Below are 25,595 nucleotides of genomic sequence, written 5' to 3' on the forward strand. Positions count from 1 at the left end.
GGATCAGTTGGTAACGACGAGGATATTCGGGTGGATTTTCGTCAGGCCGCTCGACTCAAGCTCCTTAGTGTCATAGCCGTCGGAAACCAAAACAGCAGATTTCTGGTCGGGACCACTGATTCTCAGCATCTCCCCCTGAATGGAATCAGTGCAGCCACTATGAGAGAGCGATGGGTCCGCATTTTCTACGACCAGGCATGACGGGCGGCCCTGTTTGCCCTGTCCCAAGTAGTACTTCTTCCCGTTCGCTTCAGCGACCAACAGCACCTTTTCCAAGTCGAATAGCTCAAGTTTCAGGCCCGTCGGCGGAGTGTCGGCCTCCGTCGCCTCTCGCTCCAAAGCCTTGAAGCCCGTGTTGCTCGTTCCGGTGCAGCCGCTCAACAGCACTCCGCTGACTACCACAGCCAAGATGAATGCCAAGGATTTATTCTTCACAGCACTGCCCCTCAGGCTCGAATGAACTGTCATACTAACCCGGGTCTCAGTTTTTACGGTTCGAGCGGCCGCCGGGGTGGGCCCGAGGTGAGCTTCGCCGGCAGGATACGCGCGAAGAAGCTGACCACTTTGTACCGGCGCGTGGGGATGGAGACACTCTTGCCCTTGGCGTTGTCCTCCAATCCTTCGCGGACTACACGCTCCGCTGTGAGCCACAAGAACCGGGGAGCAACGGTTTTGTCCATGCCCATACGGTCGTGGAATTCGGTGTGAGTGAAACCTGGGCAAACCGCGGTGACCTGCACGCCGGATTTCGCGTAGGTGATGTTGGCCCACCGGCTGAATGTCACTTGCCATGCTTTGGCGGCGGAGTACGTACCCCTGTTGGCGAACGCTGCCACGCTGGCGACGTTGATGATCCGCCCCTTGCCGCGAGCCAGCATGACTTCAAGTGCAGCGTGGCTCAATTCCATGGGTGTCTGGACGTGGAGCCTCAGGTGGCGACGTTCCTCGTCCAAGTCATTCCGTTCGAACGACTTCAACAGTCCGATTCCCGCGTTGTTGACCAGGACATCCACCGGCCGTGCAGCGTCCCGCAAGCGGTCAGCCACTGCCGAGACGCCGACGTCGGTGGTTAAGTCCGCGGAAAGGACCTCCGCCGAGATACTGAAGTCGCGTTCGAGTACCTCGGCGTTTTCTTTTAGCCGCTCTTCATCGCGGGCCACGAGGACAAGGTGGTGTCCGGCTTCGGCGAGCTGGCGGGCGAATTCTGCGCCAAGCCCAGCGGTAGCACCGGTAACCAAGGCAGTGAGTTCGTTGGCTCGAGTGGTCATGCGCCTAGACTAGCCCCTCCCCTTTTCCCGCGCCGAGGTGTGTGAATGGTCTACGCGTACTGGGTGATGTGCAGACTATTAAGTGTGGTTGAACCACCTACTGCGTAAAGGGAGACGTCATTGCTCGTCAAGGACGGAAAGATCAGTTCCGTCATGGTGACTTGGCCCCCTTGAGCAAATACCTCCACGGAACAGCGGTCCACGAAGAGGGTGAGCTGGTACACCCCGTCTGCCGACCGAATGGGTGCGGTGTCGATGGATGCGAAGGCATCGTGGAAGTCTGTTTGCCCGGAATCGCGGCGGTCGATGACGAGGGTCGCTTCCGTAGGGCGGACGCCTATGCGGGTTCCTAGCGCACCTTCGCCACGTACCACGAGCCCAAATTCTTCGGCGGTTCCCGGGGTGAGGGTGACGTCGATTCGTTGGACGACGCCTGCTGCGCCGTCAATAATCGTGGTTCCCTCCGGGATGGTGGTTTCAGGGAGGCTGAAGTTTGAGACCGAGTCACTTACGGCAGCCCAGTCCCCCACCGGCGTCTGCACCAGGCGCGTCTCGCCGTCGATTGTTTGGAGCGTCAGTTCCCGGACCAGTGACATGGGGCTTCGCCATGACGCTGTGGGAAGTCCGTTGACGTACTGCCAATTGTTCATCCACGCAATCATCAGGCGTCGGCCCTCTGGTGCATCGCTGAAGGAGACGGCGGCGTAGTAGTCCCGGCCCCAGTCCAGCCACTGGTACTCGCCCAGCCGGTCAGGATCTTGAAGGCCGTCAGTCACTGTCGTGGCTGAGGTGAACGTGACGCCGTCGAAGTCACCTACGAAGTACTGCCCGGCCGATCCGCCATTTGGACCGCCCGGGTTCAGGTTAACGGTGAGCACCCATTTAACGTCTTCGGGGTCGCCGTCGACTGCCATGGGAAACAGGTCCGGGCATTCCCAGATACCCCCTGTGGCGTTCGCGGGACCGAAGGTACTCAGGTACTCCCAGTTCCTGAGATCCAGGGACTTGTAAAGAAGAACCTGGAAGTCCTGCGCCTCAACGGCCGCCATGACCCAGTAGCTGCCGGCGTCGCCCTCGTAGCGGAACACTTTAGGGTCGCGGAAATCAGCTGAACGACGATCCAGAACGGGATTCTCCGCGTATTTAGTCCAGGTGTATCCACCATCGAGGCTGTAGGCCAGCGACTGGGCCTGGATTCCTTCCAGCCCGGATGCGGGTTTGAAGGCGCTGGTGTAGATGGCTACCAGGGGTGCTGTTCCGTCCTTGCCGAAGCCGCTGGTGTCCTCCCGGTCGAAGACTATGCTGCCGGAGAAGATATCTTCGTGCTCGTCACAGGCGATGGCGACGGGATGGTCAGTCCAGCTCACGAGGTCGGTGGACGTAGCGTGGCCCCAGGACAGATTGGCGTGCTCGCTGCCGAACGGGTTGTTCTGGTAGTAGAGGTGGTAGGCGCCGTCATGGAAGATGAGGCCGTTGGGGTCGTTGATCCAGGTGCCTCCGGTGCTGTAATGAAGGGCGGGCCGGAAAGTGTCGGTTGTCGTGGCGGCGGCAGTCATGAAAGTGAGTCTCTTTCTGGGTGGAGGGGGTTCAGTCCCGTAGACCAGGCAGGCCGGTGAGTCAGCTCCGGCCTGCCCGGGTGTTGGTAGTTAGGAGTTCTTCTTGAAGCGGTCGTAGGCCGCTTGGTAGACCTCGATCATCTTGTCGACTCCCACGTTTTTGAGCTGGGTGACGTAGCCGTCCCACTCCTGGTCGATGCCGCCGGAGACGATCCACTTGGCGGTGTTTTGCTTGACCAGTGAGGTGACGTCGGCCTGGATGGTGCCGATCTGCTGGAGCTCTTCGTTGGAAAGTGCAACGGGCGGGTAGCCGTCGTTGCCCGCAAAGGGCTTGTAGTTTTCGTTGACCGTCTTTTGGCGGGCCGCGGCTCGTGGTTCGGGCGCGACGACGGAGGTGAAGTTCTCGGCGGTGTTTGCCTTCGGGCCACCCGGGGCCACCTTTTGGCGTCGTTCGCCTTCGCTGGTTCCGGCCGGTGCCGGAATTTGGGTCAGGATGCCGCTGGCGTCCTTCTGGAGGGTTTCACCGATGGGTCCCCAGTTGGCTTGGGCGGACTGGATGGGATCGTAGAGGTTGTCGGCCCAGCGCATGGTCGCTGCCGGGTATTTGTTGGCCCGGGTGATGGCGAATGCGCCGCGGGCGATTTCCTGGTTGTTGGACTGGCTGGCGATTCGTTTACCGTCGACTCCCTCAAGGACGGGCACCAGGGCGTAGTCGCCGGCGCGGTCCGCGCCAACCATCTCGGGAATTTCCCACCACACAAAGGAGCCTAGGTTTTCCGTAGCGGCCTTGCCCTTGGCCAAATAGGCTTTGTCATCCTGGGAGAAGGACTCCGGGTCGATCAGGCCTTCCTTGTACCACTCGTGCAATGTTTGGATGGCCTTCTTGTAGCCATCCTGGGTGGCCGTGAAAATGACCTTGTCGTCCTGAACGATGCGGTGGTCCATGTTGTCCGGAGTTCCGCCGAGGGCAGCGATCAGGTCCACGATGTCACCGCACCATGAGCCGGGCATGAAACTCAGGGGAATGGTTTTGCCTGTGCCTGAGGCGTCCTGGGCTTTGAAAGCCACCAAGGCGTCGTGGAACTCATCGATGGTCTTGGGCATGGGGATGTTGAGCTTCTTGAGCCAGGAGGTGTTGATGGCCAGTTGATTGGGGAACTGCACCAGGCCGAGCTCTTCCACGGACGGCAGAGAGTAGATGTGTCCGTCCGAAGAGGTGATCGCTGCCTTGATGTCCGGGCGCTCGGAGAGGAGTTTGGACAGGTTCGGCGCGTTTTTCTCGATCAGTCCCTCCAGAGGGATCAAAGTGCCGCTGGCGGAGTAGGTGGCGATCTCGGCGTCCGTCAGGCCTGTGTTGAAGAACGCGTCCGGCAGGTCGCCACTGGCCAGGATCAGGTTCTTCTTCTCCTGGAAGACCGTCTCGGGAAGGTTCTCCCACTCAACATGGACGTTGGTGGCCTTTTCCCATTCCTTCACGACGGTCATCGTGTTGTAGTCCGGGGCAAGGGCCGACTTTGTTCCGGAGAACTTCAACGTCAGCTGCTCGCTGACAATCGGGAAGCCCTCCTCCTGAAAACCGAAGTCTGCAGAGGCATCTTTGATCTCCGTGGTGCCTGAGCTGGAGCCGGAGCAGGCGGTGAACGTCAACGTTCCGGCCATCACGGCGCCAAGGACGGCGAGTTTGCGGCTGATTGCCATGGTCATTTCCTGTTCTGAGGTGTTTTGGATGAAGCCCAGGGCCGAACGCCTTGGACCGTTTCTTAGAGGTGAGCGATTATTTGACGGCGCCGATCATGGCGCCCTTGGTGAAGTGCTTCTGCATGAATGGCAGGGCAATCATGAGTGGCAGGCTCGAGACGACGATCATGGCGTACTTGGTGAGCTCTGCGATCCTTTGCGCTGCTGCATAGGATTCGATGTCCCCGCCGGTTGTACCGGTGGAAGAGACGTCTGACTGGATCAGGATGTTGCGCAGAACCAGCTGCAACGGGTACTTGGTGTCGTCGTTGAGGAAGATCAGGGCATCGAAGAACGAGTTCCAGTGGGCCACCACATGCACCATGATCATCAGCATGATCAGCGGCTTGGAAAGCGGCAGGACCATGTTGAAGAAGAACTTGAAATCCGTTGCCCCGTCCATCTGGGCCGCCTCGCGCAGTTCGTTCGGAATGGTGTGCTCGAAGAATGACCTTGCAATGATCAGGTTCCAGACGCCCACGGCACCCGGCAGGACCACAGCCCAGATGGTGTCCAGCATGCCCAGGTCCCGGACCACCAGATACTTGGTGATGAGTCCGCCGTCGAAGAACATGGTGATCACGAACAGGAGCATCAGGATCTTGCGGCCCGGCATGTCTTTCCTGGACAGTGCGTAGGCGGCGCACAGGATGGTGGTGACACTGATGGCGGTTCCCAGGATCGTGTACAGGAGGGTGTTGCCGAGGCCGTTCCAGATCCTGCTGTCTGCGAAGATCCTTTCGTAGCCCTCGGTTGTCACACCGGACGGAAACAGCCAGACCTTCCCCTCATAGACGGCATTAGGGTCGCTGACGGAAGCGATGACGATGAAGTAGAGCGGGTAGACCACGGCGAGGATGGACAACAGCAGCACTGCCGTCGCGGCGATGTTGAAGACGCGGTCGCCGTACTTGTCACGGAGCGATTGTTTGGGGCGGCCCGGGTTGGGAGTGCGGTTCGCCTGGCGGGTAGTTGAAGGTTTGGTTGTCAGGGACATATCGGCATCACCACAGGGTCGCTTGGTTGGCCCGACGCGCGATCGTGTTGAAGACGAGCAACAGCGCAAGGTTGAGGAGGGAGTTGAACAGGCCAATGGCGGCCGAGTAGCTGAACTGCGCTTGCTGCAAACCCGCGTGGTAGACGTAGGTCTGGATGATCTCTGACGTGGACAGGTTCAACGGTGTCTGCATCAGCAACGCCTTTTCGAAGCCCACGTTCAGCAGGTTGCCGATAGCGAGGATGAAAAGGATGGTCACCACCGGCATGATGCCCGGCAGGTCGATGTGGCGGATGCGCTGGAGCTTTGACGCGCCATCCACCTTCGCGGCGTCGTGAAGTGCGGGGTCGATCGCGGCCAAAGCCGCGAGGTAAACGATCATGGAGAATCCCGCGTTCTGCCAGACATCCGAGATGACATACACCGGGCGGAACCACTCAGCCGAACCCATGAAGAAGATCGGATCACCTCCTGCGAGCTGGATCGCGTTGTTCACCAAGCCCGACCGTGGCGACAGGATCACGAACATGATGCCCACCACCACAACCGTGGAAATGAAGGCCGGCGAATAGAGCACCGTCTGGGTGAACTTCTTGAACCTCTCGCTCTGGAGCTGGTTGACCAGAAGGGCCAGAATGATGGGGATGGGGAACGCCACCAAAAGGCCCAGAACCGCGATCCACAGCGTGTTTCCCACCACCTGGCCGAACTGGTAGGAGTTCACGAATCGCACGAAGTGGTCCAACCCCACCCACGGGCTGTCCGTGAAACCATCAACCGGGTTGTAGTTCTTGAACGCAATCTGCACGCCGTACATTGGCCAGTACTTGAAAACCAGGATGTACACCAGAGCCGGGGCTAGTAATACGTATAACTGCCAGGCCCGAAAAATGCGCCGAAGGCGGAGCGAAGCAGAAATTTTTCGTTGCGGAAGTTGCGGCACCGGTGCCGCAGATGGACGCCCGCGTTTCGCCGGCATAGTGCGGCTCATGGCATCTCCTTAGGGTGTGTAACTGACTTTCGTTCAATAAGGGGGCACTCCATGAGCTCCACCCGGCCATCGGGTTCGGCACCTTGGAGGATAAGGTCAACCGCTCGCCTGCCCATGGCAATAAAGGGCAGTTCAAAGGTCGTCAGTCCTGGACGAAGATGGGGAGCGACGATGGCTTGGTTATCAAAACCCACAATCGACACGTCATCGGGGATCGAAAGCCGAAGATCGGCTACCGCTTGATAAGCCCCCCAAGCCGTGCGGTCATTGGCGCAGAAGATTGCCGTAGGTTGCTCCGGGGCAGTCATCAATTCCATTGCATATTTATAGCCGTCGTCCTCGCCACCCCTACCGAAGCGCACCAGGGCAGGATCCACGTCCAGCCCAGCCTCTGCAAGGGCAGCCGTGTAGCCTTCGTAGCGACCAACCGCTGCAGGAAGGCCACTTTCGAGCAATTCGATGTTGATCATCCCCACGCGGGTGTGCCCGGCATCGAGCAAGTGGCGGGTAGCTGAGTAGCCACCGTTCACCTCGTCGGGTGCCACGCTGGGGAGGTGCCCGGCCCGGTCTTGGGAGTTCAGCACAACAGAGGGGACACCCGCGAGCGCCTTGGGCACCTCCAGCAGCCGGTGATACATGGAGCCATAAACCACGCCTGCCACATTGTAGGAAAGCATGGCATCGAGGGAGGCGGCCTCAAGGTCCTTGTCTCCGCCGGTGTTCATGGTCAGCAGGAGGAGCCCATCCTCCCAGGCGCGCTCCTGCGCCCCTTCGATAATCGCCCCGGCGAACGGGGAAGTCGCGACGGAGTCGCCAATGAACCCCACCATGCCGGCCAATCCATCGCGGAGGAACTTTGCGTGGGCGTTCGTGCGGTAGCCGAGTTGCGCGACGGCATCCTTGACCTTGCGTCGGGTCTCGTCGGAGAACCGCGACCCGCCCGCTGAATTCAGCACAAGGGATACAGTGGCCTGCGAAACACCGGCAGCAGCAGCGACGTCGTGCATGGTCGGCTTGGAATTCGGCTTCGACTTAGCCATGGCACCTCCTTGGGCCGTATCAGCGTAGTGGTTATTCGTATTAGTTATTCGTATAACGTGCACCAATGTATCCGGCGTCACATTCAAGTGTCAAGGGTTAGGAAGCACTCGCTGCGCCGAGGCGGCAGTTGATACCCATATCTGCGAGCAGGATTGGTGTTAACTGCCACCTCGGCGGAGTAGATCAGGCGAACTTAGCCAGGGGGTTCGTCAGGCGGCCCGCCATCTGCAACCCGCCGGAGGGATCGGAGATGTCGAGCATCTGCTGGTTGTTCCGGAGCTGCAGGCGGTTAAGGCAGGAGAGTTCGAAGTCAGGTGCGAACAGGTCATGCATCGCAAACTGGTCCGCCAACTCCGGGTGCCGCTGCTGGTATTCCCGCAGCACAGCAGCAGCAGCGCCCCAGAACTCGTCCTCGCGCAGGGTCCCATCCTCCACAAGGATTGCGCCTAGGAAACGGAAAATGCAGTCAAACACATCGGTGAAGATGGCCAGGACCATTTCCTCGGCGGGGATCTCGGCCTTGACGCGGGAGACCTCCTCCGGCAGCTCCAGCCGGTCCCCCATCACCACGATTTCCTCAGCGATGTCCTTCATGATCGCGCGGACGGGCACTCCGTCCTCGAGTATCAGGATGACGTTCTCACCGTGCGGCATGAACGCGAGTTCATACTCGTAGAGGCAGTGGACCAGCGGTACCAGGTATGCCTCAAAGTAGCGGCGCAGCCATTCGGTGGGAGCCAGGCCGGACCGCTGAATCAACGCAGACACCACCGATTCCCCGGACGAATCAACGTGCAGCAAAGAAGCCATAGTGGCCAGCTGCTGCCCGTCCTTGAGCAACGGCAACGGACTTTCCCTCCACAGCGCCGAGAGCATCTTCCGGTAGGGCGAGCCCTTGGCCGAGGCAGCCTCGTAGTAGTGGTTGTGGTAGCCGATGGCCGCGGTTTCACGGATCATGGCCAGGCCCCGGTCCTGGAGCTCCTGGTCATTGCCGATCAATTCCTGCAACCAGTCGTTGATGGCGGGCGTCGCCTTCATGTACTGCGGGGACAGACCGCGCATGAAGCCCATGTTCAACACAGACATTGCCGTCTTGACGTAGGCCTTTGCCGGGTAATCGATGTTGAAGAACGTACGGATGGACTGCTGCGCCTGGTACGAATCTTCGCCGCTGCCAAGGTTCACGATGTGGCGCTGGGCGATTTCTGCCGCGAACGTCACCGTGAGCTTGTTGTCCCACTGCCAAGGGTGGACCGGCATGAGGAGGTAGTCCTCCGGGTCCAGGCCGGATGCGGACAGTTCCGCGTTGAACCACGCAAGAGCCGTGGGGCCAAGTTCGGCCTCGAAGTGTGTCCGGTAATCCAACCCTGCGCTGGAGGTGAAAACTGCCTTGCTGCGATGAACGGCGATCCATTGCAGCTTTACGATTGCCCCGGTTTCCGGCGCGAACGCATGGTAATCGGCGATCCCGAATCCAAGTCGTCCGTTGTTGGCCACGAAGCACGGGTGTCCCTCTGTCATGCTGTGCTCAATGGCTTGGAAATCAGCGGCGCGGTCAGCGCCGCCGGTGATACCCGCAGCCAATTGGGCAGAGTTGAACGGCTTGCCCTGCTTGTAGGCGTGGCTGGCAAGCGTGCTGCTGATTTCCTCGAGGTACACAGGCAGCATTTCTTGGCGGATAGCCAGTGCCTCGTGGAACTCGGCAATGAAGTCCAGGGCGTCCACAGGGAGCTCCTCGCCGTCCCGCAACCGAACGATGGATTCCGCAGATACGGACCAGTGTTCCAGTTGCAGCAGCCGGGCACGGAAGCGGTATTCAGTTGCGTCGTCATCACTCACGACCTTGTACAGTCCGACGCCGGCAGCCTCCTCGCGGATCAGTTCCGGGACCAGGATGCGCTCGTGCGAGAACTCGGCGATCGCCTTGCGAACCAGATGCCGGTTGGCGATGGCCCACCGCTCCGGAGTCAGGTGGGACACGGAATCAACGGCGGTGATTGTCGCGTTGTCGGCAGTTGTGGTCACAGGGATTCTCCTCTGGTCGCCGCGGCAGGCGCGGCCAGAATCGGGGTCAAGGTAGCGAGGAAAGCCTCGCGGGTGCAGAAGCTGAGCAGCCCCTGCTTGTGGTCTTCGGCGGGATCGACGGCGGGAAGGGTCACCACGCCGTGCGGCCGGAAGCCCACCTTCTCATTCAGGACATGGATCTTGTGGTTGCGGGCATCAGGCTCGACGACGACACGCCGGGTTGCCGGGTCATCGAAGAGTTCCGTCATGACGGACTGCATGACGGCGGTGGTGAATCCCGCCTGCGGCTCACCGCTGGGCGGGGAGACCAGGAGATGCATACCCACATCACCGGGCTGGACCTCGTAGACGTCCGCCAACGGCGATGACTCCGGGCGATACCGCTCCATCAGGAAGGCGGGGACGCCGTCGTCGAGCCCCAGGAACGCTTGGTGATGGCCGGACTCGGCGATCCTCGAGTACTCCTCCACAACGTCCTGCCCGGTGGCCGAAACCATGCCCCAGAACCGCGCATATTCTTGGCTGACCCAGCTGTGGAGGAGGGGTGCGTCCGCCAAGGGATCAACGGGCCGGAACGTGAAGCTCATACGGTGGCTCCAGCGGTTTCGGGGACGGCAGCAGTCACGGGAGCCGGAGCGCCGAACTGCTGGAACGCGATGCTGCGCTCGATCGGGTAGACCTCACGGCCGGTGATTTCACGCAGGATGCAGGAGTTGCGGTAGGCGGCCATGCCGAGGTCCGGGGTGACGAAGCCGTGCGTGTGCAGCTCAGCGTTCTGGACGAAGATTTCGCCGGGTTCAACGCCGGTTCCGTAATTGCGCTCGACGTCGAAGCGGCCCTTGGCGTCACGACGGATCCGATCCTGGATGCCTGCCAGGAAGGCGGGCTCCTTGTACGTGTAGCCCGTGGCGAGGACCACGGCTTCGGATTCCAAGGAGTAGCCCTGCCCGTGTTCCTCGTGGTGCAACCGGAGTGTATGGGTGCCGGTGGTGGCATCCCACTCTGCAGCGGTGAGGGAGGAGTGCGTGTGCAGTTGGGTGTCCACCATTCCGGAGAGGCTCTTGGTGTAAAGGAGGTCGTAGATGTCGTCGATCAGGTCCGAGTTGATGCCCTTGTACAGGTTCTTCTGGCTCTTGATCAGCGAATCACGCTGCTCGCCCGGGAGCGAGTGGAAGTAGTCAACGTACTCCGGCGAGGTCATCTCCAGGGTGAGCTTGGTGTACTCAAGCGGGAAGAAACGGCCCGAACGGGTGACCCAGTTGAGCTGGTAGCCGTAGACATCGATTTCCTGCAGCAACTCGTAGTAAAGCTCCGCGGCACTCTGGCCGCTGCCCACGATGGTGATGCTGCGCTTGGACTGCAGCTCGCTCTTCCTCGACAGGTAATCGGCATTGTGGAGGACAAGTCCACCGGCGTCCACTATTCCTGCACAGGAGTCCGGGACATACGGAGAAGTCCCGGTGCCCAGGACCAGCTTGCGGGCGCGAAGCACCTCAGCACCCGCCGGCCCCTGCACCGAAAGCCGGTACACACCGTCGTCGTAGGTCACATCCAGCACATCCGTGCTAAAACGCACGGACTCAAGCTGGCCGGCCACCCACTGGCAATACTGGTTGTACTCGGCACGCAGCGGGTAGAAGTTCTCGCGGATATAGAAGCGGTACAGGCGGCCGGTCTGCTTCAGGAAGTTCAGGAAAGAGAAAGGCGACGTCGGGTCGGCGAGCGTCACGAGGTCCGCCATGAACGGGACCTGCAGGTGCGCCGGCTCCAACATCATGCCGGGGTGCCAGTCGAAGGACTCGCGGCGGTCAAGGAAAACGCAGTCGAGGTTCTCCACTGGCTCGCTCAGCGCGGCCAAGCCCAGGTTGAAAGGCCCGACGCCGATGCCTGCAACGTCGTAGATCTTGCCGTTGTCTTGGGTGCTCACGCTGCGGCCTCCGTGGTGTTCGCCAACAGGTTGTCGCCCGTCCGGCGGATAAGTTCAATGATTTCCTGGATGTCCCTCAGGCTCGCCTCGGCGTTGAGGAGCGTGAACTTGAGGTAGTGGCGGCCAGCCACCTTGGTGCCGGCAACAACGGCCTCGCCGGAAGCGAAGATCGCGGCACGGATAGCGGGGTTAAGAACGTCTGCAGCATCTTCGTCGAGGGCTGCACCATCAACCACAGGGCGGTAGCGGAAGACCAAGGTGCTCAGCTGCGGTGCGGCAGCGAGCTCGAACTCAGCGTCGTCGGCCAGCAAGGTTCCCACCCGGGCGGCGAGGTCGATCGCTTCGTCGAAGAGTGCGCCGATGGCGTCGGCACCCATGACGCGGAGGGTCAGCCACAGCTTCAGGGCATCGAAACGGCGGGTGGTCTGGATGCTCTTGTCCACCTGGTTGGGGATCTCGGCCCTTGCCGCACTCTCCGGATTCAGGTAATCCGCGTAGTAAGTGACGTGCCCCATCATGGAGCCGTTGCGGACCAGGACTGCGCTGGAGCTAACGGGCTGGAAGAAGGTCTTGTGGAAGTCCACGGTGACGGAGTCCGCCAAGTGGATTCCGTCCAGGAGGTGCCGGTGCCTGCCGGAAACGATGAGCCCTCCACCGTAGGCGCCGTCCACGTGCAGCCAAGAATCGTAGGCGCGAACCAAAGCGGCCATTTCGGACAACGGGTCAACCGAACCGAAGTCCGTAGTCCCGGCAGTGGCCACGACCGCCATCGGCACCAGGCCGGCGTCGTGCGCTTCCGCCAAAGCAACAGCCAGCGCGGCGGGGTCCATGCGGTGGTCTTCGGTGGTGGGCACTGCGATGACGGCATCAAAGCCCAAACCCAGCATGGAAGCAGACTTCTGGATGCTGAAGTGGCTGTCCACGGACGTAAAGATCCGGAGTCGGTCAAGCAGGTGCGGCAGGCGAGCGTCCCCAATCGCGGCCCGCAGCTTGGCAACGGCGTGATTGCGGGCAATCAGCAGCGCCTGGAAGTTGGACTGGCTGCCACCGGACGTGAACACGCCATCGGCGTCTTCCGTGAAGCCGATGCGCTCCGCGGTCCAATCGATGAGGCGGCGCTCGATCATGGTGGCACCGGCGCTCTGGTCCCACGTATCCATGGAGGAATTCACGGCCGAGAGTACGGCTTCGCCCACCAGCGCCGGGATCACCACGGGGCAGTTCAGATGGGCGGCATAGCGGGAATCGTGGAAGTAGATGGCGTCCTTGAGGTAGAGCTCATCGAGCTCTTCCAACGCCGCAGCCGTGTCCGGCAGCGGGCGCTCAAGATCCACGGCACCAACCTTGGCCTTTAGTTCAGCATGTCCGACGCCGGTGAACGGCTGGGCGGTCCGCTGGACTTTGGTTGAAACCGCGTTGACCCCCTGAAGAACCTGAGCGACGTAACTGGGTGAATTTCGTGCGTTGAACAGCTGGTTTGTGGCAGCGAGGGCCAGTTCCACTTTGGAGCCAAAGTCCTGCTCCTGAGCGATCCGCTCTTCGACACTAGGTGACGTCACGTCAGCTTCCTTCCATTGCGTTGGGGGCGCTTGTTAGCAAGGTAAGCCTTACTTAGGTAAGCCTTTGCGTCAAACTTTTGTGATGTATTTCGCTGAGAAGGCGGTTTCTCATGACTGCGCGACACTGAAGTACGTCATTGACTTTTTTTGGAGCTGCTTAAGGTGCAAAATATGGCACTTTTTTCGGTCCGCCGAATGCTCTCATGGACCCGCGTGCACGGCCTGCTGTCCACCGGGCTGCAGGGGGTAGAGTGCTAGGACTATCGGCTGCCTACGGTGGGGGGACCACATGAAGGATCACACTCATGAGCGGATCGGCTTCCGCGAAATCGACGAGCATGGCAACGCCCAGCCCGCCGTCAGCCCCCACGTGCCGGAAACCGCGGGTCCGGAACGCAAGCGCGTCCAGCTCAATCCATTCATCATTGCCTTGTGGGCCCTGGACGCCGGCTTGGCATGGTTTGGATTATGGGCTCTAACTACGGCGACCAGTGCGATAGTGAGCTCTGCGCAAGCTCAGTCCGCCGAGTCAGCCCAGACGGCCCAAATAAACTTCATCATGCTCTCCAACGCACCGTATGCACTCTTGGCTGCGTTGCTGATCACTGCTGCCCTGCTCTTGTGGCATGCAGTGCAATGGCAAAGAAAGCGGTCCCTGCTTCCCTAGCGAACCGGTTCCTCAGGGAAGGGAACGGCAAGTTACTCGTTCTCGGGTTCGCCCACCGGCTTTTCTGCGGGCCAGTCGACGTCCTGCTCGTAGCCCTCGTGCTTCTTCAAGTACGCGGCGATGTAGGGGCAATGCGGAATGATGCGCTTTCCGGAGGCCACCACGTCATCCAACGCAAAGTGCGCCAGTACTTTTGCAAGACCTTGGCCGTTGAACGCGGGTTTCGTTTCAGTATGAATGAAATCAATATGACCGGGCTTGTCCATGAACTGGGATATCACGGCCAACTCACCGTCCACGTGCAGCTCATAGCGGTGAAATTTGTCGTTGCGCACCGTGGTGACGCCAGCTCGGAACGACTCTGCCAGTGAATCCGTGTACTCGGTCATGTTTCGAGATTGGCACGTAAATCCGGCTCTGGCAACGTGCGCCACCGCCCCTCGTGCATTTCCGCGTCTTCCTGCGTGGGCCGCGTCAGCACCGGCGTCGGAACCCTGCCAAGCAAGAGGACCGAAAGGGCAAAGCACGCCGCTCCCCCACCCAACAGGGCAAGGGTCAATCCGTTGAAGGCGGCGTCCGCCAGCGGGACCAAAACCACGACGGCGGCGGTCACCACGGCGGTGCGTGACGGGCCCCGCGCGTGGCTAGCCGCCGTCGGACGGTTCTCCAAGCGACCAAAAAGCCATACCACCGGGACCAGCAAGGTCAGCACTGCGAAGAAGACCGGAATCCGCGCCCACCACCACTCTGCAGTCCCGGCCAGCGGCTTGGGCACATCGGTGAGCAACAGCAACCCGGACATGCCCACCAGCAGTGGGAGGTGCCACAGATAGATGGTCATGGATCGACGCCCCGCTACAGCAATGACTACTTGCACCCAACGGAGGTCCGCGATCCACCGAATGCCCTTTTGGAGCAGTTGAAGCGTCGCCGCCTGGGAAATGCCCAAAAGAAGCAGGCAAAAGTTGGGCGGGTTCAGGTTCACCACCATGTTCCCCGGATACACGGCCACGCCGGTCACCAATCCCAGCAGAAGGTTGCTGGAAACCACGGCACCAAGAAGCCAACTGCGGCTACGTTTCTCGAAGAAGCCATCGGCCATGAGGAACCCCAGCTGCTGGACAGCGCACCACACGAAGATCATGTTCGCGAACGCCACGACGGGGACAGCGCCCCGAAGGGAATCCACTGTAATGATCAGTGCCACCAGCACAGCGAAAGTCAGCAGTGGCACGCGTTCGTGAAGCCGGGCCATGAGCGGGATGCTGAGTTGGGCCGTAAGGTACGCCGCCAGGAACCACAGGGGCATTGCGGCGCCGGCAGTCATCAACTGGATGACTTGCGGGTGGACACCAAGCAGCAGCGCAACCCATAGTCCTCCCCACATGACGGCCAGCACAGCCATGGCCGGCCGAACCAGTCGCAGGAGCCGTAGCTGGGCGAAGTCGAACCCGTTGCCGCCATGTGCGTTTAAGCGCCGCCAGGATTGCAATCCGGTCACGCCACCCAGGACGAAGAACAGCGGTACGATCATGAGCCCCCACGCCACAGGGGTGAACCAGCTTTGCTCCATGAGCACGTTCAAGGTAGTGACAGTGCCATCCTTGTGCAGGACAGGGCTGACCATCATGCAGTGTGCCGCGACGACCAGGAGCAGGCAGGTGAAGCGGACAAGGTCGATCGCCGGGTCCCGTTGCACAGCCGTTGCTTGGCTGGCCAGAGGATGCGCGTCCATCTCCATGGCTCTCCCTACAATGGCACGCGCCTGCGTGCTGACTCCATTGTCCGCCCGCGCAAGGACTTGGGCCAGCAGGCAGGGCGCCCGACCCAGCCGTTATTATCCCCAAACCCGAGATTGGCTCTGGACGAGCCGCCGAAACACCGGCAGGATCAGACCCATGACTACGTCGATTTTCGTGAACCTGCCCGTTAGCGACCTCGAGGCATCCAAGGCCTTCTACACGGCCCTTGGCTACTCCATCAACCCGAACTTCACCGACGAGACTGCGGCCTGCGTGGTCTTCAGCGACACCATCTTTGCAATGCTGCTGACCCACGCCAAGTTCAGCGAATTCACCAAGCAACCCATCGCGGACACACTAAATTCGACGGCCGCCATCGTCGCCATTTCAGCCGACAGCCGTGAGGACGTGGATGCCCTGGCTGCCAAAGCACTCCAAGCCGGCGGTTCCGAAACATACGACCCCATGGACATGGGATTCATGTACAGCCGCGCGTTCCGTGACCTGGACGGGCACCACTGGGAAGTTGTGTGGATGGACGACGCCGCGGCCCAGGATGGTCCGCCGGAGTCCTAGTCCATTGGCTTAGTCCATCTTGGCTTAGCCCAGCGTCACTGCCAGCACGCCAAGCACGACGGCGAGCAACGGCGTGGCGCCTTGGAGCGTAGCTGCGCGGAGGTACTTCTTGCCGCTTGCTGCAAGCACGAGGGCAGCCAAGAGCATGGAACCGCAGCTGCTGAAGACAAGGGTCCAGCCCACTTGGGGCGCACCCATAGCCACTGCAACAATGCCGATCAGTGCGCCGATGGCCAAGAACAGGTTGTAGAAACCTTGGTTGTACGCGAGCGGTTTGGTGGTTTCCGCGTCGGCCTGGGAGGTGATGCTGAATGTCTTCCAGGTTTTGGGCTTTGTCCAGGTAATGGACTCCATGGTGAAGATATAGACGTGGAGCAGGGCGGCAATCGTCGCGAAAATCAGGGAGGCCAGGATCATGTTTTGATCCTAGCCTCCCTCGTTGCCGGGCTTGGTTGCCGCGCTTGGGGCGCGCTGCTCGTCAGGCGCTGAGCAACTCCAGCGTGGCGCCGGCAAAGGTCGCAGCCGAACCATTCCATCGTGCCAACAACCCTTGCAGGTTCTCGCCGTCGGCCCGGTGGGCTGCGGTTTCCGACTCCAGCGTCGCCAGGATACCGGTCCGCAGTTCCGTGTTGAAGTTCACCTTTCCAACGCGCATTGAGGGAGCCTTCGCCAACTCCGCGGCAGGGATGCCTGAGGCTCCGTGAAGCACCAGTGCCGTCTCGGTCTGAGCAGCGACTTCCTGCAGTACGTCCCAACGGATGTTTGGTTCGCCCTTGTACTTCCCATGCACGTTGCCCACGGCGACAGCCAGTAGCTGGGCACCCGTGCGCTCCACAAAGTCGGCCACCTGTGCCGGGTTGGTAAGTCCCGCAACGGACGCTCCGGCGTCGTGCGCTGAACGTTCGGCACCGAAGGCTTTGTCCTCGTCGCCCGCAAGGCCGCCCAACTCCGCCTCAATCACGACGTCGGCAGCGCCTGCCTCGTCCAGCGCCGCACGGACTTCACGGACAAGGGCGATGTTGTCCTCGTAGGGCAATGATGAACCGTCAGCGAGCACCGCATCCGCACCGGCCGCCACGGATTCCAGGATGACCCTGAGGTCGGAGGCGTGGTCCAACTGCACCGAAACCGGGACGCTGGCGTCGTTGGCCAGGCCGCGAAGGGCCGCGATGAGCCGCAGTCCATTAGGCGTGGACGCAGTCTTCGGAGCGACGAGCAGGATCACGCCGAGCCCCGATTCTTCCGCCGCGCCAACAACAGCCAGCGCTGTAGTGAAGTCGTAGCAAGTGAAAGCCGGAACAGCCGAGCCGGAGGCCAGGGCAGAGTTGACCATATGGTCGAGTTTGGCGCGCATCAGTGGGCCAAACCTCCCACCAGGATCCAGGCAACGTAAGTCAACGCGAAGCCTGCCAGGCCCAGGATAGTGGTGAGGACGGTCCAGGTCTTCAGGCCGTCAGACACTGTGAGGCCGTAGTAGCGGACGACCGTCCAGAACCCGGCGTCGGTAACGTGGGACAGGCCCAATGAACCGAATCCAATGGCAATGACGATTACCGCGATCTGGGCCGGCGTGTAGCCACCTTCCATCACGGCAGAGGTAAGCAGGCCAGTCGTCGTCACGATTGCGACAGTGGCAGAACCCTGGGCGGCGCGCAGTGCCAGGGAGATGATGAAGCCGAGCACGATGACCGGCAGGCCGAGGCTATCCAAGGTGTGGGACAGAGCTGCGCCGATTCCGGATGCACGGAGGACTTCACCGAACACACCACCAGCGGCCACCACCATGAGGATGGAAGCGATGGGAGGAAGTGCGCCTTCGAAAATCTCGCCCGTTTCCTTGAGGGACCAGTTGCGGCGGACGGCCAGCAGGAAGAAGGACAGAGCCACAGCCACCAGGAGTGCGAAGAACGGGTTGCCGACAAAGGCGGCCACGCCGTACCAGTAGTTGTCCTTGGGGAGGGTCAGCGTTCCCACGGTCCCGAGGAGGATCTGGACGATGGGAGCGGCGATCAGGAAGATGATCAGGCCAGGCCGCGGAGGAGCGATGGCGTGGGCACCGGGGCCGTCATGGCCTACGTGGACCAGTGATTCGGAACCGAACTCGTCCACTTGCTGCTTGACGCCTGGAAGCAGTTCGTACTCTTTGCGGTTCATGATGCTGGCAACCCAGTAGGACAGGAAGCCAAGCGGCACGCAGATGATCAGTGAGATCAGGGTGATGAGTCCAATGTCCGCACCGAACACGCCGGCGCCGGCAACGATGCCCGGGTGCGGCGGGACGGCCACGTGAATGGACAGCATGATGCCGGCCATGGGCAGGCCGAACTTGATCGGGTGTACGTTAGCGATCTTCGCGAACGCATAAACAATGGGAACGAGGACGATCACGCCCACCTCGAAGAACACGGGGATCGCCACGAGGAAGCCGACGGCCGTCAGCGCAATGGCAACACGTTTGGCGCCGAGCTTCTCAGTGAAGTGGGTGGCCAGCGACTGCACGCCGCCGGAAACTTCAATCATGCGGCCGAGGATGGCGCCAAGGGCGATCAGCAATGCGACCTTGCCCATGGTGCTGCCAACGCCCGTGGTCACAACAGTGAAGATGTCCTTGAGCGGAATCTGCGCGGCGACGCCCACCAGGATGCTGACGGCAAGCAAGGCAACAAAAGCCTGGATTTTGAAGCGGATGATCAGCACCAGCAACAGGGCGATGCCCGCTGCGGCGATGGTCAGCAGCAGAGGTGTGCCCAGCTCCACTACGGGCTTGATGGCGGGGGCGTCCGCCGCCTGAACCATCAAAGAGTTGACGAGGGGATTCATTGGGGGTGTCTCCTTTGACATACCAGTCTAGAGAAGACCGGCGGGAGGTGGCGGCGACGGCGAAGGGGGGATCGCCGTCGTCGCGCGTTCTGGTGGGGTGCTTAGGCGGTGCGCTTTGCGGGCGCTACAACCTTGATGACGGCAGAGTCGTCGGCGGCGGCGAGACCCTGGGCCTGGCCGAGAAGGTAAAGCTGTTCGGCAGCGGCCGCAACGGGTGCGGCGAGGCCGGCGGCCCGGGTTGCCTTACCAACGATGCCCATGTCTTTGACGAAGATGTCCAGGCGGCTGAGTACCTCGGCGCCGTCCTCGGAGTAGGCCTCGAGGATGCGCGGGCCACGGTTTGAAAGCATGAAGGAACCGGCGGCTCCGGCTTCGAGGGCGGCGAGGGTCTTGGCCTGATCGAGTCCGAGGGCGTCGGCAAGAGCCATGGCCTCGGCAGCGGCGGCGATATGGACACCGCAGAGGAGCTGGTTGACGGTCTTGAGGGCCTGGCCGTCGCCGGGCTTGTCGCCCACGATGCTCAGGGTGGAGGCCAACAGTTCCAAGGCAGGACGCGCCTTTTCAAGTGCTTCGGGCTCCGCCCCGACAACGATCAGCAGATCGCCTTCGCCGGCACGCTTCGGGCCGCCGGACAGCGGCGCATCCACCAGGGCCACACCGTATTCCGCAAGCTTTTCCACCGTGGCGGGGATGGCTTCAGTACCAACGGTGCTGCCGAGGATCACGACGGCGCCCGGCTTCAGTACCGAAGCCACGCCGTTCTCGCCGAAAAGGACGTCGTTGAGCTGCTCGCCGTTGCGGACGGCCAAGAGCAGCGCGTCGGCGCCATCCGATGCCTCGCGTGCAGAAGCAAAGGTCTTGATGCCGGCTTCTGCGGCGAGTTCCAAGCGGGGCTCGGCGATATCGAAGCCGTGGACAGTCAGCTCGGACGCGAGCCGGGTAGCCATGGGCAGGCCCATGGCGCCCAGGCCCAGGACGGTGACGGTGTAGTTGCTGCTGGTCATGGTGTTCTCCATTGAATAGGTAGGGCCCACGCTTGCCGGGTTCCCTGGCCGAGCTTGCGAGGTTAGGGGGCAAGTGGGGATGGTGGTTCTAGAAAGAGGTGCTGAGCTTGCGGGTTACTTCAGTCAGGGATTGGTCGTCGCCCACGTTTCCGGCAAACACGATGTACGGGATGCCCTTCGCGGGACCGTCCACTGGCTCCCATAGCGAAACGATGCCTGGCAGCATGGGGCCGCGGACAATTGCGTGGCGGATTTCCAAGCCGTGCGCGGCGACGTCCGAGGACGTGATGCCGCCCTTGGCGATGACGAACCGTGGCGGGAAGGTCTTCAGCGTCCGGTTCACGACTGCGACGACGGCGGCTGAGACGGTGCGTGCGATCTTCAGGCTTGCTGCGGCGTCGTCGGTCTTGATGAGCAGGCGGCTGGTGTGGACGATGACGTCACCCTTGCGAAGTGCGTCGACGACGTCGGACACGACCGTTGCGATGTAGGCCTCGGCCTCGCTTTCGCCCGCACTTTCGGTCCCGGCAATGAGTTTCTCGACGTCGATCTCAATGGTCCGTGCCGAGCTGTGTTCTGCGGTCAGGGCGTTGAGCTGACGGGTGGTGACGCCGACGTGCGAGCCGACCACGATCAGGCCGCCGGCCGTGGAGGGAGTGTTGCCTGCAAAAGCCTCCTGGGAGGTCAACGCGGTGCGGATCTCCTGGCCAATGCGGCCCCTCACGAAGGGCGGGCCCACACGGTACAGGAGCTTCTTGCCGCGGCGCTCGGCTTCTTCGAGGCCCAGGGCCAAGGCGCGGAAATCATTCTCGGTGACGATGTCGGCCACGATCGGCGTGGAGTTGGTGGCGGACTCAAGGGCGTCAGCGATGGCCTTCGCTGAGATGGTGGGGTCCTGCGCGGAGGCGCCGGCGCGGATGATGTTGAGGTCAAGCACGATCACATCGCCTGCAGGGAACCGGCCCCGCGACTTCTCCTCCACGTACTTGGCCATCTCGGAGTTCTTGAAGCCGAAGCTTGCGTCCTTGGCGAATTCCGTCTCGGCCACGGGGGTGAGTGTGCCTGCGTCTTCACCGGTGCCCCGCATGTAGTGCACGCCGCCGATGGTGACTCGGCCGGCGTCGGGGAATGCGGGAACGATCACCACGCCGTCGGTGGCTTCACCGGTCTCGGAAGCCACGGTGGCTGCAATGACGTCGGGCTCCAAGGGGTAGTGGCCACGGAGGGTGGAGTCACTGCGACTGACAAAACCGAGCCTCACATTTCCGGCTGCCGCGGCCAGGGCATTGCGGACGATTTCCTCGTTTCGGGCTGCGGCTTCGGCCGGGTCCAGACTGCGGGTATTGGTGAGGACGTACACGGCAGGCTTGGTCTGGTTCTGCCGGATGTGGGTGAAGGCCCATGCGAAATCTGCGACGTCCCACTGGGTTAGCACGGCGAGATCCGCAACGGACTGCGTTCCCGTGGGGTCGTCGTCGAGGACTACCAGGACGCGGGGGGACGTTGCCGAGGACGCCGTAACGGCGTCGGCAACCAACTGAGCAGGAATCTGGACCTCCACCGGGAAGGCGGCCAGAACGTCGGCTTCAAGGGTCACTTTGCACTCCATCGTGGGAAATCTATGTAGCGGTTTGCTGAATGTAAGATGTCAGACATCTATCATTTGAATTAGTGTGACACACGGCTCTACAGCGCGCAAGGTGCTGCGCATCACTAGGCTGGGGGCATGGCTGACAGTGTTGTTGCGCTCCCGTTCGTGAACGTCCTCACGCCTACCGTTTCCGCAGGTGAGGCGGTTCCCGTGGCACTGATCCACGGTTGGGCTTCCGGCTCTGTGTACTGGGAACCACTTGCGAAAAAACTGCTCGACGCCGGCCGGACGGTCTGGATTTTCGACCTCCCGGGCTACCACCCTGGCGAAGAAGTGCCACCGGACTTCCCGTGGACGCTGGACTCGGTGGCCGGTTCGGTAGCGGCAGCCATTGAAGTCAGGAACAGCGGACCGGTGCACCTGGTGGGGCATTCCATGGGAGGCAGTGTTTCGTTGACACTTGCGGCAGCCCGCCCCGAACTGGTGGCCACCATAACCTTGGTGGGCATGGCGCCCGTGCCGCAGAATCAGGGGTTCCAGAAGCTACTGAGCTCGCAACTGGATCAGGGATTTTTTGATCCCGAGACCGTAGCGAAGCTCATGAATGCTTGGTTCGGGGAACTGTCCGCAGCCGACATGTCGCGGCTCAGCACAGGGTTTGATGCGCCGTTCCCGATTCTGTCCGCCAGCGCCGTAGCTGCCATGACCGGCGTCGAACCTTCAGTGCCCGGGCGGGTCCACGCGCCACTGCTGGTGATAGCCGGCACCGATGACCGGGTGCGGCCCATGGAGCAAATGCGCGCATTCGTGGACGAAAGCCCGAATCGGCAGCTAAGCGCCATCCTCGGCGCTGGCCATAACGTCCACTGGGAACAGCCGGAAAAATGCGCCACGGTGCTAACCGGGTTTTGGAAAACAAGCTGGCCACCGCCAGCGTAAGATGTCTGACAACCGCCCGTACGAGGGAAATACACGGGGAGCCGGGCGGTCTGAAGTATAGGAAACGGGGATACATGGCACGCAAGTCGCTGGTCGGCGTCGTTGCTGACGAGTTGCTGGACCGGATCATCGCGGGCGAGTTTCCGCCCGGAACGGTAGTCCCGGGAGAGCTGGAGCTCAGCGCCAAACACGAGGTAAGCCGCATGACCGTGCGTGAAGCCATGAAAACCCTTGAAGCGCAGCGGATCCTTAGCGTCGAACGCGGCCGTGGAACCTTCGTCAACCCCCTCAACCAGTGGGCGTCACTGGAAGCCGTTTTGCGCGCGGCCTCAGAGGGAACCAAGGATGCGGCTGCCGCGATCCAGCTGATCGAACTGCGCCGCATGCTTGAAACCGGCGCATGCGAGCTGGCCTCGGAGCGTATCTCCGATGATGAACTGACGGCCCTCAAAGAGCATGTGGAAAAGATGCAGGCCGCCCACGAAACCAATGACCTCGCCGCCTTCGTGGAAGCCGACCTTGCCTTCCACGACGTGATCCTTCACGCCTCAGGCAACGTCTTTGTCGCCGTGCTCTTCGAGCCGCTGCACCGGGTCCTCGAAGCCCGACGGGCCGAAACTTCAGCGTTTCCTGAAATCCAGGAACACGCAATCGGGCACCACAGGAAGATCGCGGCCGCCCTGGAATCCCGCAATCCCAACGAGGCACGGCTCGCCATGGATGCGCACATGCAGCAGACCCTGGACGACCTGAAGACGTACGTGCTGGAGGCGTAGCAGGTAGAGAACGCCTTAATTGTTAGGCACAATGAATTTAAATCTTGCATGGGTGCGGACAGTTGGAATCCTTGATTTTTAGGGCAGAATCGCATCATGCTCTTAATTGTTGCCAGTGCCGTCCGAAAATTCTGCGCGTGAGACCACTTGAGTTTCCCGAGTTTCCCTTTAGGTCTCCGTTGGCGAGAGCCATCATCCAGCTTGAACGGGTTCGCGCAGATTTAGGGGATGGAACCACCCCTCCCGAGGTCTTCGCGCAGCTCCGCACGCTGTTTCAATTGCTGTCGAGCATCATGAGCGCACGCATCGAAGGCAATCGCACCTCAATTGTCGATGCGGTTGCCGGTGTTCAACACGCGAATCGGATTGACGTCATGCCGGACGACGGGGTCCAAGAAATCGTCCAGCTCCAAGAAGCAACAGCCTTCGTCGACTCCGCCATTGACCGGGGGACGGCACTAACGCATGGTTTTGTCCGGGAGCTGCACCGCATCTCCGTTGCCGGCTTGAAACGCGAAGGGGACCGCACGCCTGGCGCTTATAGACTCGCCGATGTCACCATCAGCGGCTCGTCGCACCGGCCACCACCGCATGGGAGCGTGCACGGTGATATGACGGCACTCCTGGACTTCATCAATGCGGATGTAGATCAGAACTATGAACTGCTCAAGATCGCCCTCGCCCACCATCGGTTCGTCTGGATTCATCCTTTCGGGAATGGCAACGGTCGAGTCGGGAGACTCCTGACGTACGCAGCCATGCGACGGCAGGGGTTTTCCGACACCGCCGGATACAGGGCTCTAAACCCAACGGCAGTATTTGGGGAGAATCGCGACCTCTACTACGAGCGGCTCGAAGATGCCGACTCCCTCGAACCTGAATCTCTCATTCGCTGGTCGACTTATGTCCTGGAAGGACTACTGACGGACCTAAGCAGGTTGGTGAAACTCGGCAATAAGGACTTCGTTACAGAAGGTCTTTTAGTTCCTGCAATCGAAAGAGGCCTTGCGTCATCGCGCTTCACAGCGGAAGAAGCCTTCGCTTTAAAAATCATCGCCCGCAAAGTTGAAGTGAAGGCCGCAGACCTTAGTTCAGCATTCACGGGTTCACCCGCGACTCGAAGCCAGGACATTCGAAAACTGTTGGAGCGCGGAGTCATAGAACCGGTGGCGAAAGGAAAGAGATCCTACCGGCTTCGACTCGCCCCGAGCGAACTAACGCCCCTCCTGGTTCGGGAATTGGACCGGCTGGGATTCCTCCCGCGCATTCTGCGCGATACAGAATAGTCCGCACCGGCAGATCTACTATTGTGCATCTGAACGCACAATAGTAGATCTCAATGTCTTGCCTCAGCGGCGCAGGCTCTCCGACGGGAGCTCGCCGAAAGTCCTCAGATACAGGGCGGAGAAGCGCCCTTGATGCGTGAAGCCGCACAACTCCGCGATTGCCGTGACGCTCTGCTCCCGCGGACTCGCTTCCAGGAGCATCTCGCGGGCGCGATCCAGCCGGATGCTCCGCAACAACTCCGACGGCGTCGCACCGACTTCCGCCCTGAGCGCGGTTTGGAGGGTCCGCACCGAAACACCCAAGCACTCGGCGATGTCCGGCACCGTGAGTTCTTCAAAGGCGTGCCGCTCCAGCAGCTCCCTGCACTCGCGGACCAGCCGACCCTCCGCTTCCGCGCTTCGCGCTTCCCCGCCGGGCGGTTGCATCGCCATCAGCAGTCGGGACACCATGCTGTCCGCCAGCAGCCCCTGAACGAACGCGGGGGCACTGGAGGCGGGCTGACTGATCATGTCGTCATGAAGTTCGACGACGGACCTCAGGAACGCGCGGCCCGCTCCACCTGAGAGGTCCATGCCGTAGCCAAGGTCCACAGCGCTGTCGCCGTACAACTGCTCGGCCACCCGTTCAAGCGCCGAACGCCTCACGTAGACAATCAGGTGCGGACTTCCGCCGTCCCAACTCATGGAAAATGGCCGGTCGATGGGCGGAACCGTGGCCATACGCGGACTGGATTCCACGGTGTTCGCACCTACTTGCATGGAAGCGTGTCCCGCCAGCGGGATCTGCACCAGATGGAAGTCCTGAAGGCCCTCGGGCTCAATCCGAACATCCGCGCCGTAGTCCAGGAACTCGATCCCCACATCGCCCCGATGCAAGGAGCGCAGTTTCATGTCCACTGACGACGTCCGGGTGCGTGGCGCGAGCTCATGGCTGCAGAACAGCTCAGCGATCTTGGCGTGTGCTTCGTCCACGTCAGTTGTGGCCATTGTTGGCCGTCCCCGCAAAACATCACGAGGAAGAATCTTCACCATTTCGGCACCTACTCCACAGTTTTGCGCTTTTCGGATGATCCTCGCGCCACGTGGATATTCC

General features: G+C 61.3%; 24 protein-coding genes. 5 read left to right on the plus strand and 19 right to left on the minus strand.

The window, feature by feature from the left end:
* Window positions 1–3: 3 nt before the first annotated feature.
* The 11 genes from RIF72_RS05710 to RIF72_RS05760 all read right to left on the minus strand — a co-directional run bounded on the left by RIF72_RS05710 (window position 4) and on the right by RIF72_RS05760 (window position 13,101).
* A complete protein-coding gene (locus RIF72_RS05710; protein WP_309073887.1) occupies window positions 4–420 on the minus strand; it encodes a hypothetical protein in 417 nt (138 codons plus the stop codon).
* A gap of 68 nt (window positions 421–488) precedes the next feature.
* Window positions 489–1,268, minus strand: a complete 780-nt coding sequence (locus RIF72_RS05715) for an SDR family oxidoreductase (RefSeq protein WP_309073888.1) — start codon at window positions 1,266–1,268, stop codon at window positions 489–491.
* Window positions 1,269–1,318: 50 nt separating this feature from the next.
* Entirely contained in the window at window positions 1,319–2,824 is a 1,506-nt protein-coding gene (locus RIF72_RS05720) for a glycoside hydrolase family 32 protein (RefSeq protein ID WP_309073889.1), read from the minus strand.
* A 90-nt stretch (window positions 2,825–2,914) separates the two neighbouring features.
* Window positions 2,915–4,522 carry an ABC transporter substrate-binding protein gene (locus tag RIF72_RS05725; protein ID WP_309073890.1) on the minus strand — a complete coding sequence of 536 codons (1,608 nt, stop codon included), beginning with the start codon at window positions 4,520–4,522 and terminating at the stop codon, window positions 2,915–2,917.
* Window positions 4,523–4,598: 76 nt separating this feature from the next.
* Complete coding sequence (locus RIF72_RS05730; RefSeq protein WP_309073891.1) at window positions 4,599–5,558, minus strand: carbohydrate ABC transporter permease; 960 nt, start codon at window positions 5,556–5,558, stop codon at window positions 4,599–4,601.
* A 7-nt stretch (window positions 5,559–5,565) separates the two neighbouring features.
* On the minus strand, window positions 5,566–6,549 hold the full coding sequence (locus tag RIF72_RS05735; protein ID WP_309073892.1) for an ABC transporter permease subunit: 984 nt from the start codon (window positions 6,547–6,549) through the stop codon (window positions 5,566–5,568).
* Window positions 6,546–7,589, minus strand: a complete 1,044-nt coding sequence (locus tag RIF72_RS05740) for a LacI family DNA-binding transcriptional regulator (protein WP_309073893.1) — start codon at window positions 7,587–7,589, stop codon at window positions 6,546–6,548. The genes RIF72_RS05735 and RIF72_RS05740 overlap by 4 nt, the downstream gene beginning before the upstream one ends.
* A gap of 184 nt (window positions 7,590–7,773) precedes the next feature.
* Window positions 7,774–9,615, minus strand: a complete 1,842-nt coding sequence (locus RIF72_RS05745; RefSeq protein WP_309073894.1) for an IucA/IucC family siderophore biosynthesis protein — start codon at window positions 9,613–9,615, stop codon at window positions 7,774–7,776.
* The gene (locus RIF72_RS05750) at window positions 9,612–10,202 is read right to left on the minus strand and encodes a GNAT family N-acetyltransferase (RefSeq protein WP_309073895.1); all 591 of its coding nucleotides are present in this window, start codon (window positions 10,200–10,202) and stop codon (window positions 9,612–9,614) included. Before RIF72_RS05750 ends, RIF72_RS05745 begins: the two co-directional genes overlap by 4 nt.
* Entirely contained in the window at window positions 10,199–11,542 is a 1,344-nt protein-coding gene (locus RIF72_RS05755; protein ID WP_309073896.1) for a lysine N(6)-hydroxylase/L-ornithine N(5)-oxygenase family protein, read from the minus strand. The genes RIF72_RS05750 and RIF72_RS05755 overlap by 4 nt, the downstream gene beginning before the upstream one ends.
* A complete protein-coding gene (locus tag RIF72_RS05760) occupies window positions 11,539–13,101 on the minus strand; it encodes an aspartate aminotransferase family protein (RefSeq protein ID WP_309073897.1) in 1,563 nt (520 codons plus the stop codon). The genes RIF72_RS05755 and RIF72_RS05760 overlap by 4 nt, the downstream gene beginning before the upstream one ends.
* Window positions 13,102–13,390: 289 nt before the next feature.
* On the opposite strand from RIF72_RS05760, the gene RIF72_RS05765 reads away from it, so the two are divergent.
* On the plus strand, window positions 13,391–13,768 hold the full coding sequence (locus RIF72_RS05765; RefSeq protein WP_309073898.1) for a hypothetical protein: 378 nt from the start codon (window positions 13,391–13,393) through the stop codon (window positions 13,766–13,768).
* Window positions 13,769–13,800: 32 nt separating this feature from the next.
* Here the strand turns inward: RIF72_RS05765 and RIF72_RS05770 are convergent, their stop codons facing one another.
* Both RIF72_RS05770 and RIF72_RS05775 read right to left on the minus strand, forming a co-directional pair.
* Window positions 13,801–14,157 (minus strand): GNAT family N-acetyltransferase, encoded by a 357-nt coding sequence (locus RIF72_RS05770; protein ID WP_309073899.1) that lies wholly within the window; start codon window positions 14,155–14,157, stop codon window positions 13,801–13,803.
* Complete coding sequence (locus tag RIF72_RS05775; protein WP_309073900.1) at window positions 14,154–15,509, minus strand: acyltransferase; 1,356 nt, start codon at window positions 15,507–15,509, stop codon at window positions 14,154–14,156. Before RIF72_RS05775 ends, RIF72_RS05770 begins: the two co-directional genes overlap by 4 nt.
* Window positions 15,510–15,666: 157 nt before the next feature.
* Here RIF72_RS05775 and RIF72_RS05780 point away from each other — a divergent pair, with 157 nt between their 5' ends.
* The gene (locus RIF72_RS05780; protein ID WP_309073901.1) at window positions 15,667–16,086 is read left to right on the plus strand and encodes a VOC family protein; all 420 of its coding nucleotides are present in this window, start codon (window positions 15,667–15,669) and stop codon (window positions 16,084–16,086) included.
* 24 nt (window positions 16,087–16,110) lie between these two features.
* Here the strand turns inward: RIF72_RS05780 and RIF72_RS05785 are convergent, their stop codons facing one another.
* From RIF72_RS05785 to RIF72_RS05805, 5 genes are all read right to left on the minus strand, one after another.
* Window positions 16,111–16,503, minus strand: coding sequence for a DUF1304 domain-containing protein (locus tag RIF72_RS05785; RefSeq protein WP_309073902.1), 393 nt, complete (start codon window positions 16,501–16,503; stop codon window positions 16,111–16,113).
* Between the two features lie 61 nt (window positions 16,504–16,564).
* A complete protein-coding gene (locus RIF72_RS05790; RefSeq protein WP_309073903.1) occupies window positions 16,565–17,440 on the minus strand; it encodes a class II fructose-bisphosphate aldolase in 876 nt (291 codons plus the stop codon).
* A complete protein-coding gene (locus tag RIF72_RS05795; RefSeq protein ID WP_309073904.1) occupies window positions 17,440–18,906 on the minus strand; it encodes a GntP family transporter in 1,467 nt (488 codons plus the stop codon). Before RIF72_RS05795 ends, RIF72_RS05790 begins: the two co-directional genes overlap by 1 nt.
* Window positions 18,907–19,007: 101 nt before the next feature.
* On the minus strand, window positions 19,008–19,910 hold the full coding sequence (locus RIF72_RS05800) for an NAD(P)-dependent oxidoreductase (RefSeq protein ID WP_091464645.1): 903 nt from the start codon (window positions 19,908–19,910) through the stop codon (window positions 19,008–19,010).
* 88 nt (window positions 19,911–19,998) lie between these two features.
* Window positions 19,999–21,507 (minus strand): four-carbon acid sugar kinase family protein, encoded by a 1,509-nt coding sequence (locus tag RIF72_RS05805; protein WP_309073905.1) that lies wholly within the window; start codon window positions 21,505–21,507, stop codon window positions 19,999–20,001.
* A 129-nt stretch (window positions 21,508–21,636) separates the two neighbouring features.
* Here RIF72_RS05805 and RIF72_RS05810 point away from each other — a divergent pair, with 129 nt between their 5' ends.
* The 3 genes from RIF72_RS05810 (at window position 21,637) to RIF72_RS05820 (ending at window position 24,502) form a co-directional block, all read left to right on the plus strand.
* Entirely contained in the window at window positions 21,637–22,440 is an 804-nt protein-coding gene (locus RIF72_RS05810) for an alpha/beta hydrolase (RefSeq protein WP_309073906.1), read from the plus strand.
* A gap of 74 nt (window positions 22,441–22,514) precedes the next feature.
* Window positions 22,515–23,216: a FadR/GntR family transcriptional regulator gene (locus RIF72_RS05815; protein ID WP_309073907.1), complete on the plus strand. Its 702-nt coding sequence runs from the start codon at window positions 22,515–22,517 to the stop codon at window positions 23,214–23,216.
* Between the two features lie 137 nt (window positions 23,217–23,353).
* Window positions 23,354–24,502 (plus strand): Fic family protein, encoded by a 1,149-nt coding sequence (locus RIF72_RS05820; RefSeq protein ID WP_309073908.1) that lies wholly within the window; start codon window positions 23,354–23,356, stop codon window positions 24,500–24,502.
* A gap of 63 nt (window positions 24,503–24,565) precedes the next feature.
* Here RIF72_RS05820 and RIF72_RS05825 read toward each other — a convergent pair whose 3' ends face one another.
* Window positions 24,566–25,489 carry an AraC family transcriptional regulator gene (locus RIF72_RS05825; RefSeq protein WP_309073909.1) on the minus strand — a complete coding sequence of 308 codons (924 nt, stop codon included), beginning with the start codon at window positions 25,487–25,489 and terminating at the stop codon, window positions 24,566–24,568.
* Window positions 25,490–25,595: the final 106 nt, after the last annotated feature.

The sequence above is a fragment of the Paenarthrobacter sp. genome, from assembly GCF_031180005.1.
Lineage (GTDB): Bacteria > Actinomycetota > Actinomycetes > Actinomycetales > Micrococcaceae > Arthrobacter.

Coding starts and splice junctions, on each gene's coding strand:
- RIF72_RS05750 (WP_309073895.1), bottom strand. CDS start 10,202: ATGAGCTTCACGTTCCGGCCCGTTGATCCCTTGGCGGACGCACCCCTC.
- RIF72_RS05780 (WP_309073901.1), top strand. CDS start 15,667: ATGACTACGTCGATTTTCGTGAACCTGCCCGTTAGCGACCTCGAGGCA.
- RIF72_RS05775 (WP_309073900.1), bottom strand. CDS start 15,509: ATGGAGATGGACGCGCATCCTCTGGCCAGCCAAGCAACGGCTGTGCAA.
- RIF72_RS05790 (WP_309073903.1), bottom strand. CDS start 17,440: ATGCGCGCCAAACTCGACCATATGGTCAACTCTGCCCTGGCCTCCGGC.
- RIF72_RS05715 (WP_309073888.1), bottom strand. CDS start 1,268: ATGACCACTCGAGCCAACGAACTCACTGCCTTGGTTACCGGTGCTACC.
- RIF72_RS05730 (WP_309073891.1), bottom strand. CDS start 5,558: ATGTCCCTGACAACCAAACCTTCAACTACCCGCCAGGCGAACCGCACT.
- RIF72_RS05815 (WP_309073907.1), top strand. CDS start 22,515: ATGGCACGCAAGTCGCTGGTCGGCGTCGTTGCTGACGAGTTGCTGGAC.
- RIF72_RS05725 (WP_309073890.1), bottom strand. CDS start 4,522: ATGGCAATCAGCCGCAAACTCGCCGTCCTTGGCGCCGTGATGGCCGGA.
- RIF72_RS05810 (WP_309073906.1), top strand. CDS start 21,637: ATGGCTGACAGTGTTGTTGCGCTCCCGTTCGTGAACGTCCTCACGCCT.
- RIF72_RS05720 (WP_309073889.1), bottom strand. CDS start 2,824: ATGACTGCCGCCGCCACGACAACCGACACTTTCCGGCCCGCCCTTCAT.
- RIF72_RS05785 (WP_309073902.1), bottom strand. CDS start 16,503: ATGATCCTGGCCTCCCTGATTTTCGCGACGATTGCCGCCCTGCTCCAC.
- RIF72_RS05795 (WP_309073904.1), bottom strand. CDS start 18,906: ATGAATCCCCTCGTCAACTCTTTGATGGTTCAGGCGGCGGACGCCCCC.
- RIF72_RS05800 (WP_091464645.1), bottom strand. CDS start 19,910: ATGACCAGCAGCAACTACACCGTCACCGTCCTGGGCCTGGGCGCCATG.
- RIF72_RS05825 (WP_309073909.1), bottom strand. CDS start 25,489: ATGGCCACAACTGACGTGGACGAAGCACACGCCAAGATCGCTGAGCTG.
- RIF72_RS05740 (WP_309073893.1), bottom strand. CDS start 7,589: ATGGCTAAGTCGAAGCCGAATTCCAAGCCGACCATGCACGACGTCGCT.
- RIF72_RS05765 (WP_309073898.1), top strand. CDS start 13,391: ATGAAGGATCACACTCATGAGCGGATCGGCTTCCGCGAAATCGACGAG.
- RIF72_RS05735 (WP_309073892.1), bottom strand. CDS start 6,549: ATGAGCCGCACTATGCCGGCGAAACGCGGGCGTCCATCTGCGGCACCG.
- RIF72_RS05770 (WP_309073899.1), bottom strand. CDS start 14,157: ATGACCGAGTACACGGATTCACTGGCAGAGTCGTTCCGAGCTGGCGTC.